The following is a 15423-nucleotide window of genomic DNA, read 5'->3' on the forward strand; positions in this document are numbered from 1 at the left end:
AATCCGGCGACCAGCCGTCCAACCGACGCTTTTACCGCGCGTCTGGCTGAGTTTCCGCGGGCGCCCCTACTTGGCCCCACATGCCTTTGCGTGCCTTTGCGTGCCTTTGCTTGTCTTGATGCGTCTTTACGGCGCCGCTCAAGTGCAGTTCGAGGCGGGCTTCAAAGCGCCCTGAGCAAGCCCTTCAGGCCCTCTCCAGCGCCGCCATTTCCCGCACGATCACCAGCAGCATGGACAGGCTTGCACCACCCGTGGCCCGCAAATCCGCCAGCAGCCGCGTATACCGCTCCAGCGCCGCCGCACGCCGTTCGCGCCACGCTTCGACCAGTTCGTCAGGGCTCGACGCTTCGCTCGCCTGCGCCAGGGCGCTCGTCGTCAATGCACGCTTGAGACGCGCCAGTTCCGCGAGCGCGGCGGCGCGGGCCAGCATGTCCCAGTGCGTGGGCGTCGGCAATGCGTTCGCGCGTTCGGCGATCCAGCTGTAGTTGAGCTGCGTGCCGACCGAAAAGTAGACGCCCGCAACCTGTTCGAGGCTGCGACTGCAGGTGGCCGCCACCTCGGCAATATCGAGCAGGGACGCGGAGATTTCACCGCTCGCCACGCGCACCGCCAGTTCGCTATCCACACCGGCGTCCACCAATACCCGTTGACGCTCGGAGAGCGCGTCGAGGTCGGCTGCGGGCAACAGCGCAGGCAATTGCGACGCAAGCCGCTGCGCCGCTTCGCGGCACCGTGCGAGAAGACCGGACACGTCGCCGTCGCTCACCGAGCCCAACTGCAATTGCCGCAAGAACCACAACGCCGACCGTTCGACGAGGCGTGCGACTTCGACGAACATGCGCGCCTGCACATCGTCGGCGACGCGATTGTCGAGCGCGTCGATGCTGCGCCAGACGTCGTCGAGATCGAACACGTCACGCGCCATGATGCAGGCGCGCACGATCTCTCCAGGCTGCGCATCGGTCTCCTCCATCAACCGATGGACGAATTCGCAGCCCACGCGGTTCACTAGCGCATTGGTCAAATACGTGGCGAGAATTTCGCGGCGCAGCGGATGGCGTTGCATCGGCTCGCTAAAGCGCTGACGCAACGGTGTCGGAAAATATTCGATCAGCATGTCGCTCACCAGCGGATCTTCCGGCATGCTCGATTCGAGCAACGCGTCGTACAGCCACATCTTGCTATAGGCGAGCAGCACGGCCCGTTCAGGCGAGGTCAAGCCCTGTTTCGCGGCCTGACGTTCGGCGATCTGCTCGTCGGTCGGCAGAAACTCGATGACGCGATTCAGCCGGCCCGCGCGTTCGAGCCAGCGCATGAAGCGCGTTTCCGCATCGAACAGTTCGACGCTGTAGCGCCCCGCCATGGACAGCGCCTGGGTCTGATAGTAGTTGTCCTGCAGCACCAGCGGGCCCACTTCATCGGTCATCTCCGCGAGCAGCGCGTTACGCTGCTTCTCGGTCATCTCACCGTCGGCGACCACGAGGCCCAGCAGAATCTTGATGTTGACCTCGTGATCCGAGCAGTCGACGCCGGCGGAGTTATCAATGGCATCCGTGTTGAGGCGCCCGCCGCGCAGCGCGAATTCGATGCGCCCCAGATGCGTGAGGCCAAGATTGCCGCCTTCGGCCACGACCTTGCAGCGCAGATCCGCGCCGTTGATGCGCACCGCGTCATTGGTGCGGTCACCGACTTGCGCCTGAGTCTCGTGGCTCGCCTTCACATAGGTGCCGACGCCGCCGTTGTAAAGCAGATCGACGGAGGCCTGCAAAATGACGCGAATCAGTTCATTCGGCGCAAGCGCCCCGGCGCTCACGCCCAGCACCGTCTGCATCGCATTCGACAGCGGAATGGTTTTGGCCGTGCGCGGAAACACGCCGCCGCCAGACGAGATCAGCGCCGGGTCATAGTCGGCCCAACTGGAGCGCTCCAGCTGAAAGAGGCGTTCGCGTTCCGCGAAACTGGCAGCCGGGTCGGGATTCGGATCGAGAAAGATGTGGCGGTGATCGAATGCGGCCACCAGCTTGATATGCGTCGACAGCAGCATGCCGTTGCCGAACACGTCGCCCGACATGTCGCCGATACCGACCACCGTGAAGTCCGTGGTCTGCGTGTCGACGCCCATTTCGCGGAAATGCCGCTTCACCGACTCCCACGCGCCGCGCGCCGTGATACCCATCTTCTTGTGGTCGTAGCCCACCGAACCGCCGGATGCAAACGCATCGTCGAGCCAGAAGCCGTATTCCTGCGAGATGGCGTTCGCGAAGTCGGAGAAGGTCGCGGTGCCCTTGTCGGCGGCGACGACCAGATACGGATCGTCAGGGTCGTGCCGTACCACATCGGGCGGCGGAACGATGTCGTTCGCCACCCGGTTGTCGGTCAGATCGAGCAGGCCGCGCAGGAACGTTTGATAGCAGGCAATGCCTTCACGCATCCACGCTTCGCGGTCGCCTGGCGACGGCGGATTCTTCACGACGAAGCCGCCCTTCGACCCGACCGGCACGATCACCACGTTCTTCACCATCTGCGCTTTCATCAGGCCGAGCACTTCCGTGCGGAAATCCTCGCGACGGTCCGACCAGCGCAGGCCGCCGCGCGCTACCCGGCCGCCGCGCAGATGCACGCCCTCGACGCGCGGCGAATAGACCCAGATCTCGAACATCGGTTTGGGTTCGGGCAAACCCGGGACGCGGGCAGGATCGAATTTGAACGACAGGTAGGGCTTGGGCCGGCCCGCGCTATCGGGCCGGTAGTAATTCGTGCGCACGGTCGCCTTCATCACACCCAGGAACTGACGCAGGATGCGGTCCTCGTCGAGATTCGGCACCTGGTCGAGCGCCGTGTCGATACCCTTGAGCAGCAGTTCGACGTGCGCTTCACGCATGTCGTGCGAAACCGGATTGAAGCGCGTCACGAACAGTTCGACCAGCATGCGGGCGATCGCCGGATTACCCGTCAAGGCGCGCTCGATATAGGCGTCGCTAAAGGTCGATCCGACCTGGCGCAGATACTTCGCATACGCCCGCAGAATCGTCACCTCGCGCGCGCCAAGCTGTGCGCGCAAAACGAGGCGATTGAAATCGTCGCTTTCGATTTCGCCGGTCCACACCTGCTCGAATGCATTCTCGAAGAGGTCCTTGACCCGTTCGATGTCGAACTCGGCATCGTCGGCGAGTTCCAGACCGAAATCGTGAATCCACGCCGGCGTCGCATCCACCGCTTCGATCAGGTACGGCCGTTCTTCATCCACCCGTACGCCGAGGTGCTCGAGCATCGGCAGACTGCGCGACAACGCAATCGGCTGGCCAGCGCGATAGACCTTGAAACGAAACGCGCGCGGCCCGGCTTCGATGGGGCGATACAGGTTCATCGCAATGCCGTCGCCGCCCTGCAGACGCTCGATCAACTCGATATCGCGTACGGCTGTGCGCGCCGGATAGTCGTCGCGGTAGCCCGCAGGGAAGGAATCGGCATAGCGTTGCAGCAGCCGGTTGCCCTGCTCTTCGCCGAAGGCATCGAGTAACGCGTCGGCCAGATCGTCTTGCCAGCGGCGCGTCGCCTGAACGAGGCGCGCTTCGAGTTCGTGCGTGTCCACATCCGGCATGGCACCGGGTTCCGCATGCACGACGAAATGAATCCGCGCCAGCGTCGACTCCGACAAGAGCGGCGTAAATTCCACGCTCGCGCCGTTGAACGCGTCCATCAGCAGATGCGCGATGCGCCGGCGCAAATCGGTGTTGTACTTGTCACGCGGTACGAAAACAAGGCACGAAACGAAACGGTCGAAGCGATCGCGCCGCACGAACAGACGCGTGCGCTGATGTTCCTGCAAACGCAGCACCCCGAGTGCGATCTCGTAGAGCTGATCTTCTTCGGCCTGAAACAGTTCGTCGCGCGGATAGGTTTCGAGCACCGTCACCAGCGACTTCGCCAGATGCCCGCCCGGCAGAAAACCCGCGCGCCGCACGATGTTCGCGCACTTGCGGCGCACGATGGGAATTTCCGCCGCCGAAACAAAATAGGCCGTGGACGTGTACAGGCCAATGAAGCGCCGCTCGCCGACGATCTTGCCGTCCGCGCCGCTTAGCTTGATCCCCACGTAGTCCAGATAACCGGGGCGATGCACGGTCGAGCGCGAGTTGGCTTTGGTCAGGAAGATCGGCGAGTTGCCCGTAATGATCTGCGCCGCAGCGGGCGGCAATGGCGTGACCTCGGCGCTGCCCGCGGGCCGCAATGCGTGACGCAGAATCCCCAGACCCGAATCGCTCAGCGCGCGCAAGCCGAAGCTGCCGTCTTTCGATACCAGTTCATAGTCGCGCTGACCGAGGAACGTGAAGTGGTTATCCACCATCCATTCGAGGAACGCGCGCGCCTCGGCGCTTTCCACACCGGTGTCGCGCGCTTTCATGTCCTTGATCGTGGCACGCGCAGTCTCGACCAGCTTCGGCCAGTCTTCCACGGCTGCGCGCACATCGCCCAGCACCTTGGCGATATCGTCCCGCAGCGCCGTGAGTTTCGCGGCGTCGCCGCAGCGGTCCACTTCGAAGTGGATGAACGACGCGAGTTGCGACTGCGCGTCGCCGGTTTCTTCGGAACCGGGCCGCACCTTGACGATGCTGCCGTCCGCGCCACGCCAGATGCGAAACACCGGATGCACGACCGAATGCAGCGCGAGGCCCACTCCGTTGACCGCCATCGAGACCGAATCGACCAGGAACGGCATATCGTCATTGACGATCTCGATCACGGTGTGATCCGAGTGCCAGCCATGTTGTTCGAGGATGGGGTTATAGACACGCAGCCGTTCGCTGCCGGGCACGAAGCGCTGGGCGGTTTGCCAGTGCGCAAGCGCGGCGCCGTACAGGTCGGCTATGGTGCGGCTGCGCAGATCGTCGGCATCGACGAAATCGTAATAGTGCAGCAGGAAAGGTTCGACGACGGCGAACGCCGGTTCAGGCAATCGCCCACGCGCGAATTCGACGACATCGTTCAGCAGGTGCGCGACGGATTCTTCGTTCTTCGCTTGCATGACGTCCTCCACACCGGGCGGCGATCGACTGCATCGTGAGAACAGGATTATGCACCCGATAGCTGAAAGTCAATGTGCGGACGCACATGACTTTCAGGCGGTGACTTACCCTTAAGGGGATTGGAGCGATGCCTTAGCCGAGAAACACATAGTCCGCCAGATACGGGCTGCGCCCTTCCTGGCCTTCCTGCGTGCACGGCGCAGCGGGCGCCGCGCCACCGCGCGTCTGCAGCCTCTGCACATAGCGCACCTGGGCCAGCATGCCCGGACCGCCTACGCTGGTGGCCTGCAACAGCAGCAACGGAATGCTGCCGGCTTCATCCGTATTGGCTGCCTGACGCAACACCTTACCGGTGATCTTGCTGCCGTCGGTCGCCTGCCATGACGGTCCGGCACCATGCTTGACGACCAGTTGCCCCGACGCGTCGTACAGGTCCGCGCTCGGCGCCTTGAACGACCATGACAACTGGTTGTTCTGATCGCGCTTGCAGATGTAAACCTGCGTGCCGCTCGCTTTCAGGGCGGCAATCACGTGAGTCGTTTCACCCGGTGTGAGCGCGGCGGGCACGTCGGATTGCGCAAATGCAACGCCACCGGCGAGCGCCAGCGACGCGCCGGTGAGCACACGCGCCAGCAGACGGCGCAAAGCGAAACGTCGATACATGCAATGATCTCCAGATAGGTACAAGGGCGGCTCGACAGGTCCGCGTAAGGCTGGCGCGCACATCGCGCCACGCGAGTGATGTTACGGAGGTTCGGCACGACTTGCAGCGTCAGAACGCCGTACCGCGCGCAGGCGCCGTCTCGGGCAGCCATGCGCCGACCGTCTGGCTGGTCCATGCCGGATCGTCGTGCGGCAGATCGTGCCCGGCCCACGGATGCTGCACGTGCGCCGCGCCCCACGCCGCTGCCAGCTTCGCCGAGCACACCGGGTTCACCAGCCGGTCGTGCGCCGAAGAGAGTAGCAAGGTTGCGCAGCGCGGCACCGTGCGTGCGGCGTTAAACCGCGCCGCGGCCCATAACTGACGCAGCGCATTGGTCCGGCTGACGGGGGCGCTCTCGCGGATCGCCGTCCACGCAGCGAGATCATCCGCGAGGGCGCTTCGCTCATTACATGTGAGCTGATGAATCACCGCCTCGGCCTGCCGGGCATTGCGCCAGTCTGCCGCGACCCGCAACAGGACCGGCCACGCCTGGGGACGCAGGCGTTCCGGTGCGCGGCTAAACGGCCTCATGCTGGTATTGACCAGCACCAGCTTTTCGATTTCGTCAGGATACTGCTGCGCCCATGCGGTCGCGACCATGCCGCCCAACGACATGGCCAGCACCCGATAGGGCCCGGGCACGCTGCTTTGCGAAACCGCGAGCCGCACGAACCCGACCATCTCCGCGACCCGTGCGGGCGCGCGCTGGTTCACCAGCGCGCCGTTACCCGGCAAATCGAGCTGCAGCAGACTGTCGGCGTGGGTGGCCTCGCGCAGCATGGCCGGCAACGGCCCCCAGTGCCGCGTTTCGCGCGTCAGTCCTCGCAACAGAATCCACGTGCTCATGAGCCTGCCGTCCGATACCAGTGTTCAATCGCACTATGCAGCAGTTGCTGGCGCCGGCTGCCCTGCGGCAGCCAGCGCTGCGATGCGAAGGCGGCGCGGGTCAGGAAATCGAGCAGATTCGCATGCCGCCGCAACACGCGCGCGGTGCGATGCGCCTTGACCGGGTTGAACATGCCCTGGCGCGAAAACAGTTGCCGCGGGTTTTTCTTGATCCACAGCCATGAACCGAGTTCGAGTGTCATTGGCAGAAAAACGTTCGGCGACGGCGTGCGATCGTAGGCACAGTCCCATAGATCGCCGTGCAGCAGGTATTGATGGCTCTGCGGTTCGAACGCATAGCCGTGATGCGGATGAGCCCGCTCGAACATCGTCTTGAGCACGTACATTTCCGGCAGATGCGCCATCAGCTTGCGGGTACGCGCATAGGGAAACCAGATGCTGTCGCTCCACCCGTAGCCCGAGTGGCAATCCAGCGCAAAACTGAGCGGGCGCGAAGCAAGTTCGGTTGCGACCAGTTTCAGGAGCGCGGCAGCTTCGGCCTCCATAGGCGCGCCGCGCCGTCCGCGATACCACGGCAACCATGCGCCGAGGCGCTGCCCGCCCGCGAGCGGCGGCACGCGTTCGTCGGCGTCTTGCGGCGCATTGCGCATCAGGTCGACGCCGTTCGGATTGGCGCGGGTTGCGGCCCACATGCCGCCGGGATTGCAGATGGGCATAAAGATCAGACGAATCGACTGTAACTGGCGCACCAGCAGTTCGTCCCATTCGAGCCGTGACAGCAGTGCGCGCATGTAGTCGAGCACGAGTTGCGTACCGATGCGCTCCAGTCCATGGATGCCGCCGAAGAAACCGATGGCCGGCGCATGCGGATCGGTCGAACCGATGCTCGCCGTGAGCACCTCGAAACTTCTGCCGTGCACGCGCGCCTCGCAGTGCGAGCGAATCTCGAAGATGGCGCTGCCCGCATCGAGGATCGTCTTCAGATCCTCGTACTCTGCAAAACTTTCCGGTAAGAAGCTGAGAGCCTGCATGGGCGACGCCGAATGTGATCTGCAAGGTTATTGGGGACGGCACACGCGTTCTTTTCAGCAATATAGCCTGTTCGCAGCCAATCCTAGATGACGGCATGTGCGCAAGGCAGGTCCTGTCATATCTCTGACACATCGCGGCGGGCGCAGCCGCGCATTTCATCCGTTGGATGCGGCCCCGAATCGGGCTGAAAAGATATAGTCGTCTAGACGTTGAGATACCTTCACTCAACCGTCACAGAGGCTTTCTAGAATGTCCCCACGTTCCGGCATCGGCCGGATGCATTGACAGGATAAGCATGGAAGCAATCCGCATCGAGCGTCTGAGCAAGACGTTCAGCAATGGCCGCAAGGCGCTCGACGAAATCGACCTGCGTGTCGCGCCCGGTGAAATGGTGGCGCTGATCGGCGCCTCGGGCTCGGGTAAATCGACCCTGTTGCGACATATCGCGGGCTTTGCTGTCTCCGACGCACAGCCTTCGCAGATCGAGATTCTCGGCCGGCCGATTCAGCAAAACGGCCGCCTCGTGCGCGAAGTACGACGGATTCGCCGCGATATCGGCTTTGTGTTTCAGCAGTTCAATCTGGTCAACCGGCTTTCGGTGGAGTCGAACGTGCTGATCGGCGCACTCGCGCGGCTGCCGTTGTGGCGGCGTCTCACCGGCCGCTTTCCGGCCAGCGAACGCGCGCTTTCGCTGGCCGCGCTCGGCGAAGTCGGGATTGCCGAACACGCGCGGGAACGCGCGGCGAATCTCTCCGGCGGCCAGCAGCAGCGCGCCGCGCTTGCGCGCGCCCTGGTGCAGCGCGCCCGTATCGTACTCGCGGATGAGCCGATTGCGTCGCTCGACCCCGAATCGTCGCGGCGCGTGATGGACATGCTGCGCACGCTGAATCGCGATCATGGGCTGACGGTGCTGGTTTCGCTGCATCAGGTGGATATCGCCATGCAGTATTGCCCGCGCACCGTCGCCTTGCGGCGTGGCAAGGTCGTCTACGACGGCCCGTCCGTTGCGCTGACGCCCGCACTCTTGCAGCAGCTCTATGGCGACGATGCGCGCGAACTGCTCGAAGAAGGCGAACCCAGTGACAGCAACGCCGGGCAACAAGCCGCTGAACCCGCCAAGACACAGCAGCGTTACGCATTCGCACTCGATCCCGCGCATTCCGCGTGATGGACCACGACGTATCTACTTTCCTTCTCGCCAACTGGATTACCCTCGATGAAATTCCTGCGTTCACTGATCGTCGGCACGGCCGCGTGTGCCTCGGCGTTTGCCTGCGCTGCCGCCTTTGCCGAGGACATCAATCTCGGCATCATCTCGACTGATTCGTCTTCGGTGCTCTCGCAACGCTGGCAACCGCTGGTCGACGACATGAGCAAGCAAACCGGCCTGCATGTGAAGGCTTTTTTTGCCACGGACTATGCCGGCATCATCGAAGGGATGCGCTTTAACAAGGTACAGGTCGCCTATTTCGGCAATGCCTCCGCAATGGAAGCCGTGGATCGCGCGAACGGCGAAGTGTTCGCCAAGATTACGTATGCCAATGGCGACGCCGGCTATAAGTCCGTGCTGATCACCAATGTGAACAGCCGCTTCAAGACGCTCGACGACGTCTTCAAGAATCCGAAAGACGTCACGCTCGGCTTCGGCGATCCGAACTCCACGTCCGGCACGCTGATTCCCGGCTACTACCTGTTCGCCAAACACAACACGCCGGTCAACACGTCTTTCAAGGCCGTGCTGCCGTCGAGCCATGAAGCGAATCTGCTGGCGGTCGTGAACAACAAGATCGATATCGCCACCAACAACACGGAAATGCTCGATACGTTGAAGAAGGAGCATCCGGACAAGTTCGCGCAGGTACGCGTGTTGTGGACCTCGCCGCTGATCGCATCGGACCCGCTGGTATGGCGCAAGGATCTGCCGCAAGCCACCAAGGACAAGATTCGCACGTTCTTCGTGAACTACGGCAAGACCGATGCGCACGAAAAGGCGGTGATGGCTGCCATCACCGGCTATAGCGGCTTCGTTGCTTCATCCGATGCACAGTTGTTGCCGATCCGTCAGGTCGCACTGTTCCAGCAGAAGCAGAAGATTCAGGACAACACGCATCTGTCGGACGACGACCGCAAGACTCAGCTCGCCGCGCTCGATGCCAGGTTGAACGCATTGAACGCCGCTACGACCAAGCAATGAGCGCCGCCGACCTGACATCCGCCCGCCATGCTGCCGCTGCGGCGGCAAGCGCCGAGGTGGGCAAGCGCAGCTGGCTGTCCATGTTCGGCTGGATTGCAGTCTTTGCCGTACTGGGCGTGGCCTGGCACGGCGCGGACATGCGCCCGCTCGACCTGTTGACCGATTCCGGCAACATGGGCCAGTTCGCCAAAGACTTCTTTCCGCCGAATTTCAGCGAATGGCGCACGTATTTGCATGAGATGTATGTGACGCTGTCGGTCGCGGTGTGGGGCACGGCGCTGTCGCTGGTGTGCGCCGTACCGTGCGGGCTGATGTGCGCGCGCAACATGGCACCGCAGTGGGTCGTGCAGCCGGTTCGTCGCGTGATGGACGCCTGCCGCGCGATCAACGAAATGGTCTTTGCGATGCTGTTCATCGTCGCGGTGGGCCTGGGTCCGTTTGCCGGCGTGCTGGCATTGTGGGTGCACACCACCGGCGTGCTGGCGAAGCTGTTCGCCGAAGCCGTCGAAGCAATCGATCCGCGTCCTGCCGAAGGCGTGCGCGCTACCGGCGCGACGGGTCTCGACGAAATCATCTACGCCGTGCTGCCGCAAGTGCTGCCGCTGTGGATCTCGTATGCGCTGTACCGCTTCGAATCCAACGTGCGTTCAGCGATGGTGGTGGGCATGGTCGGCGCGGGCGGGATCGGCGTGGTGCTGTACGAGGCGATTCGCTCCTTCGACTACGCCTCGACCTCCGCCCTGCTCATCATGGTGATCGTGGTGGTGACGGCCATCGACCTGGCCTCCGCCTGGCTGCGCGAGAAGGTCATCTAGACGGCTAGACGGCCTGGTGGGTTTGTACTGCATAATGACGCGCTTGCGGACACCGCTGCCGCAACGCGTTCGCTGCATACAACCCACCTCCCCGCTTGCTGATGCAAACTCTTGTCGTGTCGCTGGTCCTGCTGTCCGCGTTGCTCCACGCCACCTGGAACGCGTTTCTGCATCTGTCCGAAGACCGGGTCTGGCTGCTCGGCATGATGGCGATTCCGTACATGGCCGTCGGTGCGATCGGCGTCGCGGCGCTGCCGCTGCCTGCACCAGCAAGCTGGCCGTACATCTTTGCCTCAGTGGTGCTCGAATCCGGTTATCTGCTCGCGCTGATACGCGCTTACCGCAGCGGCGACTTCGGGCAGATCTATCCCATCGCGCGCGGTCTCTCGCCCACCCTCGTGTTCGTCGGCGCGCTGGTCTTTGCGCATGAAACGCTCAAGCCGCTGGCTGCCGTCGGCGTGGGCCTGGTTTCCATTGGCATCATGTCGCTGGCGTTTCGCCGCGGCCTGCGTTTTTCGGGCGAAAGCGTGCCGTTCGCGCTGCTCACCGGCTTTTTCATTGCGGCGTATTCAGTCGTCGACGGCATCGGCGCACGTGTGGCCGGCAACGCGCTCAGCTACATCATGTGGGTGTATCTGATCTGGAACGTCCCCCAGTTCATGCTGGCGTGGATCTGGCGCGGCGGCGCGAAGGGGCTGTTCATAGGCCGCGACAAGGTGCTCAAGGGCATGCTCTCCGGCGTGCTCGCGTTGAGCGCCTATTGCCTGATCATCGAAGCGTATCGCTACCTGCCCATTGCCATGGTGTCCGCGTTGCGCGAGCTGAGCTCGATCTTCGCCGTGCTGATTGGCTGGATTTTCATGCGTGAAAAGCTGACTGCGCGGCGTATCGTCGCTTGCGCACTGGTGACGCTGGGCGCGGTGCTGATCCGCATCTGATGCGGATTCGATGCGGATTCGATGCGGATTTGCTGGCACGTATCAGGCGAATTGCAGGAGCGTCGTGTCGATGGCATCCGCGAGTGTATCGAAGGCCGGTGCGATCTCCTCATCCGGCACGCACGCATAGCCGATCAACAGCCCTGACGGCGCGCGCGAGGGCTCCGCGTAGTAGCCCGATAGCGCCCGCACCACAATGTTGCGCTCCAGTGCCGCCGCCGCGACCGCGCGATCGTCGGCGCCCTCCGGCAATTGCATCACCAGATGCAGGCCCGCGTCGCCGCCCACCGCGGGCATGGCATCGCCATAGCGGTGCGCGGCTGCATCGAGCACGGTCTGGCGGCGCTGCCCGTAGAGCGTGCGCATCTTGCGGATATGCGACGTGAAATGCCCTTCCACGATGAATTCCGCCAACACCGCCTGCTGCAGCAACTGCCCTTCGCGATAGAGCTCGGCACTCGCCGTGGCGAAACTTTCCGCAAGTGCTTCGGGCACCACCAGATAGCCGATCCGCAGACCCGGGAACAGCGTTTTACCGAAGCTGCCCACATAGATCACCTGCCCCGCGGTATCCAGCCCTTGCAACGACGCCAACGGCCGGCTGCCGTAGCGAAACTCGCTGTCGTAGTCGTCCTCGATGATCCAGCATTGATGCTGTCGGGCATATTCGAGCAACATGCGGCGGCGCGCGAGGCTCATCACCATGCCAAGCGGGTATTGATGCGACGGCGTGACCAGCATCAGTTTGGGCGGCTGGGCGAGATCGTCGGGGGACGGATTGATACCTTCGTCGTCGACGGCGATGGGACGCGATTCCAGACCCGAGACGTGCAGCACGCTGCGCACGCCCCAATAGCACGGGTCTTCGGTCCAGATGACATCACCCGGGTCCGATAGCAAGCGCACGGCGAGGTCGATAGACTGGTGAATCCCGGTAGTGATGATGATCTGCTCGGGCGTGCAGCGCACCGAGCGCGAGGTGCGCAGATAGTCGGCCAGCACATGCCGCAGTAGCGCAAGACCGCCGCCGGGCGCATAGGTCAGCAGATCCGGCCGCAGACGCCGCCAGTACTTGTTTTGCAGACGGCTCCAGACACGCGCCGGAAACTTCGAGACATCTGGTACGCCGGGCATGAATGCGCCCCACTGACGCTTCGACACCCCAGCGCCAGCAATCAGCCGGGTACCGCGTCGGGACAATGCGCGCCGCGCGGACACCGGCTGCGGCACAGCGGCGACTGAGGCAGATGCTGCAACTGCGTCAGACGCATCGACGATATCGTCAGGGGCGCTATCCGCCACGAAGGTGCCGCGGCCGGTTGTGGACGTCACGTAGCCTTCGAGCGCAAGCTGCTCGTAGACTTGGGTGACCGTATTGCGCGCAATCCCCAGTTCATTGGCGAGCAATCGCGACGACGGCACCTTGCTGCCAGCGGGCAATTCCCGCGACAGGATCGCCTGCTGGAGCAGCCGATGGAGCTGACGGTAAATCGGCTGACCGTTGCCCCGGTCGAGCCGCTGCGCCAGCCAGTCTGATAGAACACTCGCGCGCATACTGGCCCCCAAAAAAGTGGCTCCTACATAATTACCAAAATGGCTCTGAACTTAAGAGCCAAATCTGATTATAGTCGGTTCAAGAACTGCGCCGTGGGCGCAGCGCCCGCCAAACCTGGGAGTGAAGGAGATGACTGTGAAGAATGCCGATCTGAAGAGCCGCAAGGACGCCGCCACGCCGCGTGGCGTTGGGGTGATGTGCGATTTCTATGCCGCGCGCGCCGAGAACGCCGAACTGTGGGACGTCGAGGGCCGCCGGTACATCGATTTCGCGGCGGGGATTGCGGTGTGCAACACGGGCCATCGCCATCCGAAGATTGTTGCGGCGATCCGCGAGCAGCTGGATCGCTTCACGCACACGGCGTATCAGTTCGTGCCGTACGAGTCGTATGTGTCGTTGGCTGAGAAGATCAATGAGCGTGCACCGGGCGATTATCCGAAGAAGACCGCGTTCTTCACGACCGGCGCGGAGGCCGTTGAAAACGCCATCAAGATTGCCCGCGCGGCGACGGGCCGGCCGGGCGTGATTGCCTTCACGGGCGGCTTCCACGGCCGCACGATGATGGGCATGGCCCTGACGGGCAAGGTGGCGCCGTACAAGATCGGCTTTGGACCCTTCCCGGCGGACGTGTTTCACGCACCGTTCCCGAATCCGCTGCATGGTGTGACGACGGCGGATTCGTTGAAGGCGATCGAATACCTGTTCAAGGCCGACATTGATCCAAAGCGTGTGGCGGCGATCATTTTCGAGCCTGTGCAAGGTGAAGGCGGTTTCTATCCGGCGCCGGCCGAGTTCGTGCGTGCGTTGCGCAAGCTGTGCAACGAGCATGGCATTTTGCTGATTGCGGATGAAGTGCAGACGGGTTTTGCGCGTACCGGCAAGCTGTTTGCGATGCATCACTATGACGTCGTGCCTGATCTGATGACGATCGCCAAGAGTCTGGCGGGTGGCATGCCGTTGTCTGGGGTGGTGGGTCGCGCGGAGATCATGGATGCGGCGGCGCCGGGTGGATTGGGCGGCACGTATGCGGGCAATCCGCTGGCGGTTGCGTCCGCGCATGCGGTGCTGGAGATTATTGACGAAGAGAAGTTGTGTGAGCGAGCGGTGTTGCTGGGTGACCGGCTGAAGGCCAGGCTGGTGGCCCTGCAGGCGGAGGTTCCGCAGATTGCTGACTTGCGGGGGCCTGGGGCGATGGTCGCAGTTGAGTTTTGCAAGGGTGGAACGACTGAGCCGGATGCTGAATTTACCAGGCGGGTGCAGGCGCGTGCGCTTGAGCGCGGGTTGTTGTTGCTCGTGTGTGGTGTGTATTCCAATGTTGTGCGGTTTTTGTTTCCGCTGACTGTTCAGGATCCGGTCTTTGACGAAGCGCTTAAGGTGCTTGAAGATGTGCTTAAGGAGAGTGTCAGCGTAGCTGCTTAAGGTTCTTTTTTTGCCTGCGGCGCTTTTGGTTGGACTGCCTACGGTGTTGGGCTTTTTTTGGTTGTTTGCCTACGGCGTTGGGCTTTCCTTGCATTCTTAGTGGTCTATTGGCTTCGCCCCTGTGCGGGGCGGCACCTACTTTCTTTGCCGCCGCAAAGAAAGTAGGCAAAGAAAGCGGGCTTCCAACCGCCAGCCTGTAGGTGTGCGCCTCGTCGCCCACACGGCATTGGTCCGAGACGAGATCGTCCCTCGCGCAGCTAGCCTCTGTGACACAGCACTCATTCATCCCGCCTACGCGCTACGCGCGTGGCGGATGGGTCTGCCTGGAAGGTGGTGGGCGTGGCACTTTGCCGACGTGAAGCGTCACGTAAAACCAGACCGTACGCTGATTTGCCGGGGTGGATCGACGCGAAGCGGAAACGGCGCAGATTTCCGTCTGTAAGGTCACCCCCAGACGTTGACCGCCGCGCGGTACAGAAGGCGTTTTGCCCGACGGCGGGGCGCGGAGCGCAACGCTGGAACGGATGAGTGCTGTGTCAGGAAGGCGACTGCGCGAGGGCGGGTCTCGTGTTGGGCCGTTTCCGGTACATGACAGAGATGGACACTTATGGGCTAGCGGTTGGAAGCCCGCTTTCTTTGCCTACTTTCTTTGCGGCGGCAAAGAAAGTAGGTGCCGCCCCGCACAGGGGCGAAGCTAATAGACCGATAACAATGCAAGGAAAGGCCAACAACCCAGGCAAACAGCACATGGGCAAAGCTAATAGACCAATAACAATGCAAGGAAAGCCCAACGCCGTAGGCAAACAACCAAAGCCCAACGCCGTAGGCAAACATGAAAACCCTGATTTCCCGACATTGAAAAAACCATGACCATGACTATGACCTTGACCCACT

Annotated in this window: 11 protein-coding genes; 5 read left to right on the forward strand and 6 right to left on the reverse strand. The window is 62.7% G+C overall.

Going from position 1 to position 15423, the window contains the following annotated elements; genetic code table 11:
- Positions 1-184: 184 nt before the first annotated feature.
- The 4 genes from VGH41_RS08340 to VGH41_RS08355 form a co-directional block, all read right to left on the reverse strand.
- Complete coding sequence (locus tag VGH41_RS08340) at positions 185-5026, reverse strand: NAD-glutamate dehydrogenase (protein ID WP_331596894.1); 4842 nt, start codon at positions 5024-5026, stop codon at positions 185-187.
- 133 nt (positions 5027-5159) lie between these two features.
- The gene (locus tag VGH41_RS08345) at positions 5160-5690 is read right to left on the reverse strand and encodes a DUF3455 domain-containing protein (RefSeq protein WP_331596895.1); all 531 of its coding nucleotides are present in this window, start codon (positions 5688-5690) and stop codon (positions 5160-5162) included.
- A gap of 109 nt (positions 5691-5799) precedes the next feature.
- Positions 5800-6576 (reverse strand): alpha/beta hydrolase, encoded by a 777-nt coding sequence (locus VGH41_RS08350; RefSeq protein WP_331596896.1) that lies wholly within the window; start codon positions 6574-6576, stop codon positions 5800-5802.
- On the reverse strand, positions 6573-7607 hold the full coding sequence (locus tag VGH41_RS08355) for a M14 family zinc carboxypeptidase (RefSeq protein WP_331596897.1): 1035 nt from the start codon (positions 7605-7607) through the stop codon (positions 6573-6575). Before VGH41_RS08355 ends, VGH41_RS08350 begins: the two co-directional genes overlap by 4 nt.
- Positions 7608-7903: 296 nt before the next feature.
- Between VGH41_RS08355 and phnC the strand changes: the two genes are divergently transcribed.
- The 4 genes from phnC (at position 7904) to VGH41_RS08375 (ending at position 11555) form a co-directional block, all read left to right on the forward strand.
- Complete coding sequence (gene phnC / locus VGH41_RS08360; RefSeq protein ID WP_331596898.1) at positions 7904-8776, forward strand: phosphonate ABC transporter ATP-binding protein; 873 nt, start codon at positions 7904-7906, stop codon at positions 8774-8776.
- 48 nt (positions 8777-8824) lie between these two features.
- Positions 8825-9802 carry a phosphonate ABC transporter substrate-binding protein gene (phnD, locus tag VGH41_RS08365; RefSeq protein WP_331596899.1) on the forward strand — a complete coding sequence of 326 codons (978 nt, stop codon included), beginning with the start codon at positions 8825-8827 and terminating at the stop codon, positions 9800-9802.
- Positions 9803-9882: 80 nt separating this feature from the next.
- Complete coding sequence (gene phnE / locus VGH41_RS08370; protein WP_331596911.1) at positions 9883-10617, forward strand: phosphonate ABC transporter, permease protein PhnE; 735 nt, start codon at positions 9883-9885, stop codon at positions 10615-10617.
- A gap of 101 nt (positions 10618-10718) precedes the next feature.
- A complete protein-coding gene (locus VGH41_RS08375; RefSeq protein ID WP_331596900.1) occupies positions 10719-11555 on the forward strand; it encodes a DMT family transporter in 837 nt (278 codons plus the stop codon).
- Positions 11556-11597: 42 nt separating this feature from the next.
- Here VGH41_RS08375 and VGH41_RS08380 read toward each other — a convergent pair whose 3' ends face one another.
- Positions 11598-13109: a PLP-dependent aminotransferase family protein gene (locus tag VGH41_RS08380; protein WP_331596901.1), complete on the reverse strand. Its 1512-nt coding sequence runs from the start codon at positions 13107-13109 to the stop codon at positions 11598-11600.
- 130 nt (positions 13110-13239) lie between these two features.
- Here VGH41_RS08380 and VGH41_RS08385 point away from each other — a divergent pair, with 130 nt between their 5' ends.
- Positions 13240-14529: a 4-aminobutyrate--2-oxoglutarate transaminase gene (locus VGH41_RS08385; RefSeq protein WP_331596902.1), complete on the forward strand. Its 1290-nt coding sequence runs from the start codon at positions 13240-13242 to the stop codon at positions 14527-14529.
- Positions 14530-15134: 605 nt separating this feature from the next.
- Here VGH41_RS08385 and VGH41_RS08390 read toward each other — a convergent pair.
- The coding region (locus tag VGH41_RS08390) for a hypothetical protein (protein ID WP_331596903.1) at positions 15135-15423 on the reverse strand (289 nt) is incomplete at its 5' end.

Source organism: Paraburkholderia sp. (genome assembly GCF_036488795.1).
GTDB lineage: Bacteria > Pseudomonadota > Gammaproteobacteria > Burkholderiales > Burkholderiaceae > Paraburkholderia.

What these genes read in the sequence shown, in the direction of transcription:
- phnE (WP_331596911.1), top strand. Translation starts at nt 9,883, where the DNA reads ATGTTCGGCTGGATTGCAGTCTTTGCCGTACTGGGCGTGGCCTGGCAC.
- VGH41_RS08380 (WP_331596901.1), bottom strand. Translation starts at nt 13,109, where the DNA reads ATGCGCGCGAGTGTTCTATCAGACTGGCTGGCGCAGCGGCTCGACCGG.
- phnD (WP_331596899.1), top strand. Translation starts at nt 8,825, where the DNA reads ATGAAATTCCTGCGTTCACTGATCGTCGGCACGGCCGCGTGTGCCTCG.
- VGH41_RS08340 (WP_331596894.1), bottom strand. Translation starts at nt 5,026, where the DNA reads ATGCAAGCGAAGAACGAAGAATCCGTCGCGCACCTGCTGAACGATGTC.
- VGH41_RS08350 (WP_331596896.1), bottom strand. Translation starts at nt 6,576, where the DNA reads ATGAGCACGTGGATTCTGTTGCGAGGACTGACGCGCGAAACGCGGCAC.
- VGH41_RS08375 (WP_331596900.1), top strand. Translation starts at nt 10,719, where the DNA reads ATGCAAACTCTTGTCGTGTCGCTGGTCCTGCTGTCCGCGTTGCTCCAC.
- VGH41_RS08355 (WP_331596897.1), bottom strand. Translation starts at nt 7,607, where the DNA reads ATGCAGGCTCTCAGCTTCTTACCGGAAAGTTTTGCAGAGTACGAGGAT.
- phnC (WP_331596898.1), top strand. Translation starts at nt 7,904, where the DNA reads ATGGAAGCAATCCGCATCGAGCGTCTGAGCAAGACGTTCAGCAATGGC.
- VGH41_RS08345 (WP_331596895.1), bottom strand. Translation starts at nt 5,690, where the DNA reads ATGTATCGACGTTTCGCTTTGCGCCGTCTGCTGGCGCGTGTGCTCACC.
- VGH41_RS08385 (WP_331596902.1), top strand. Translation starts at nt 13,240, where the DNA reads ATGACTGTGAAGAATGCCGATCTGAAGAGCCGCAAGGACGCCGCCACG.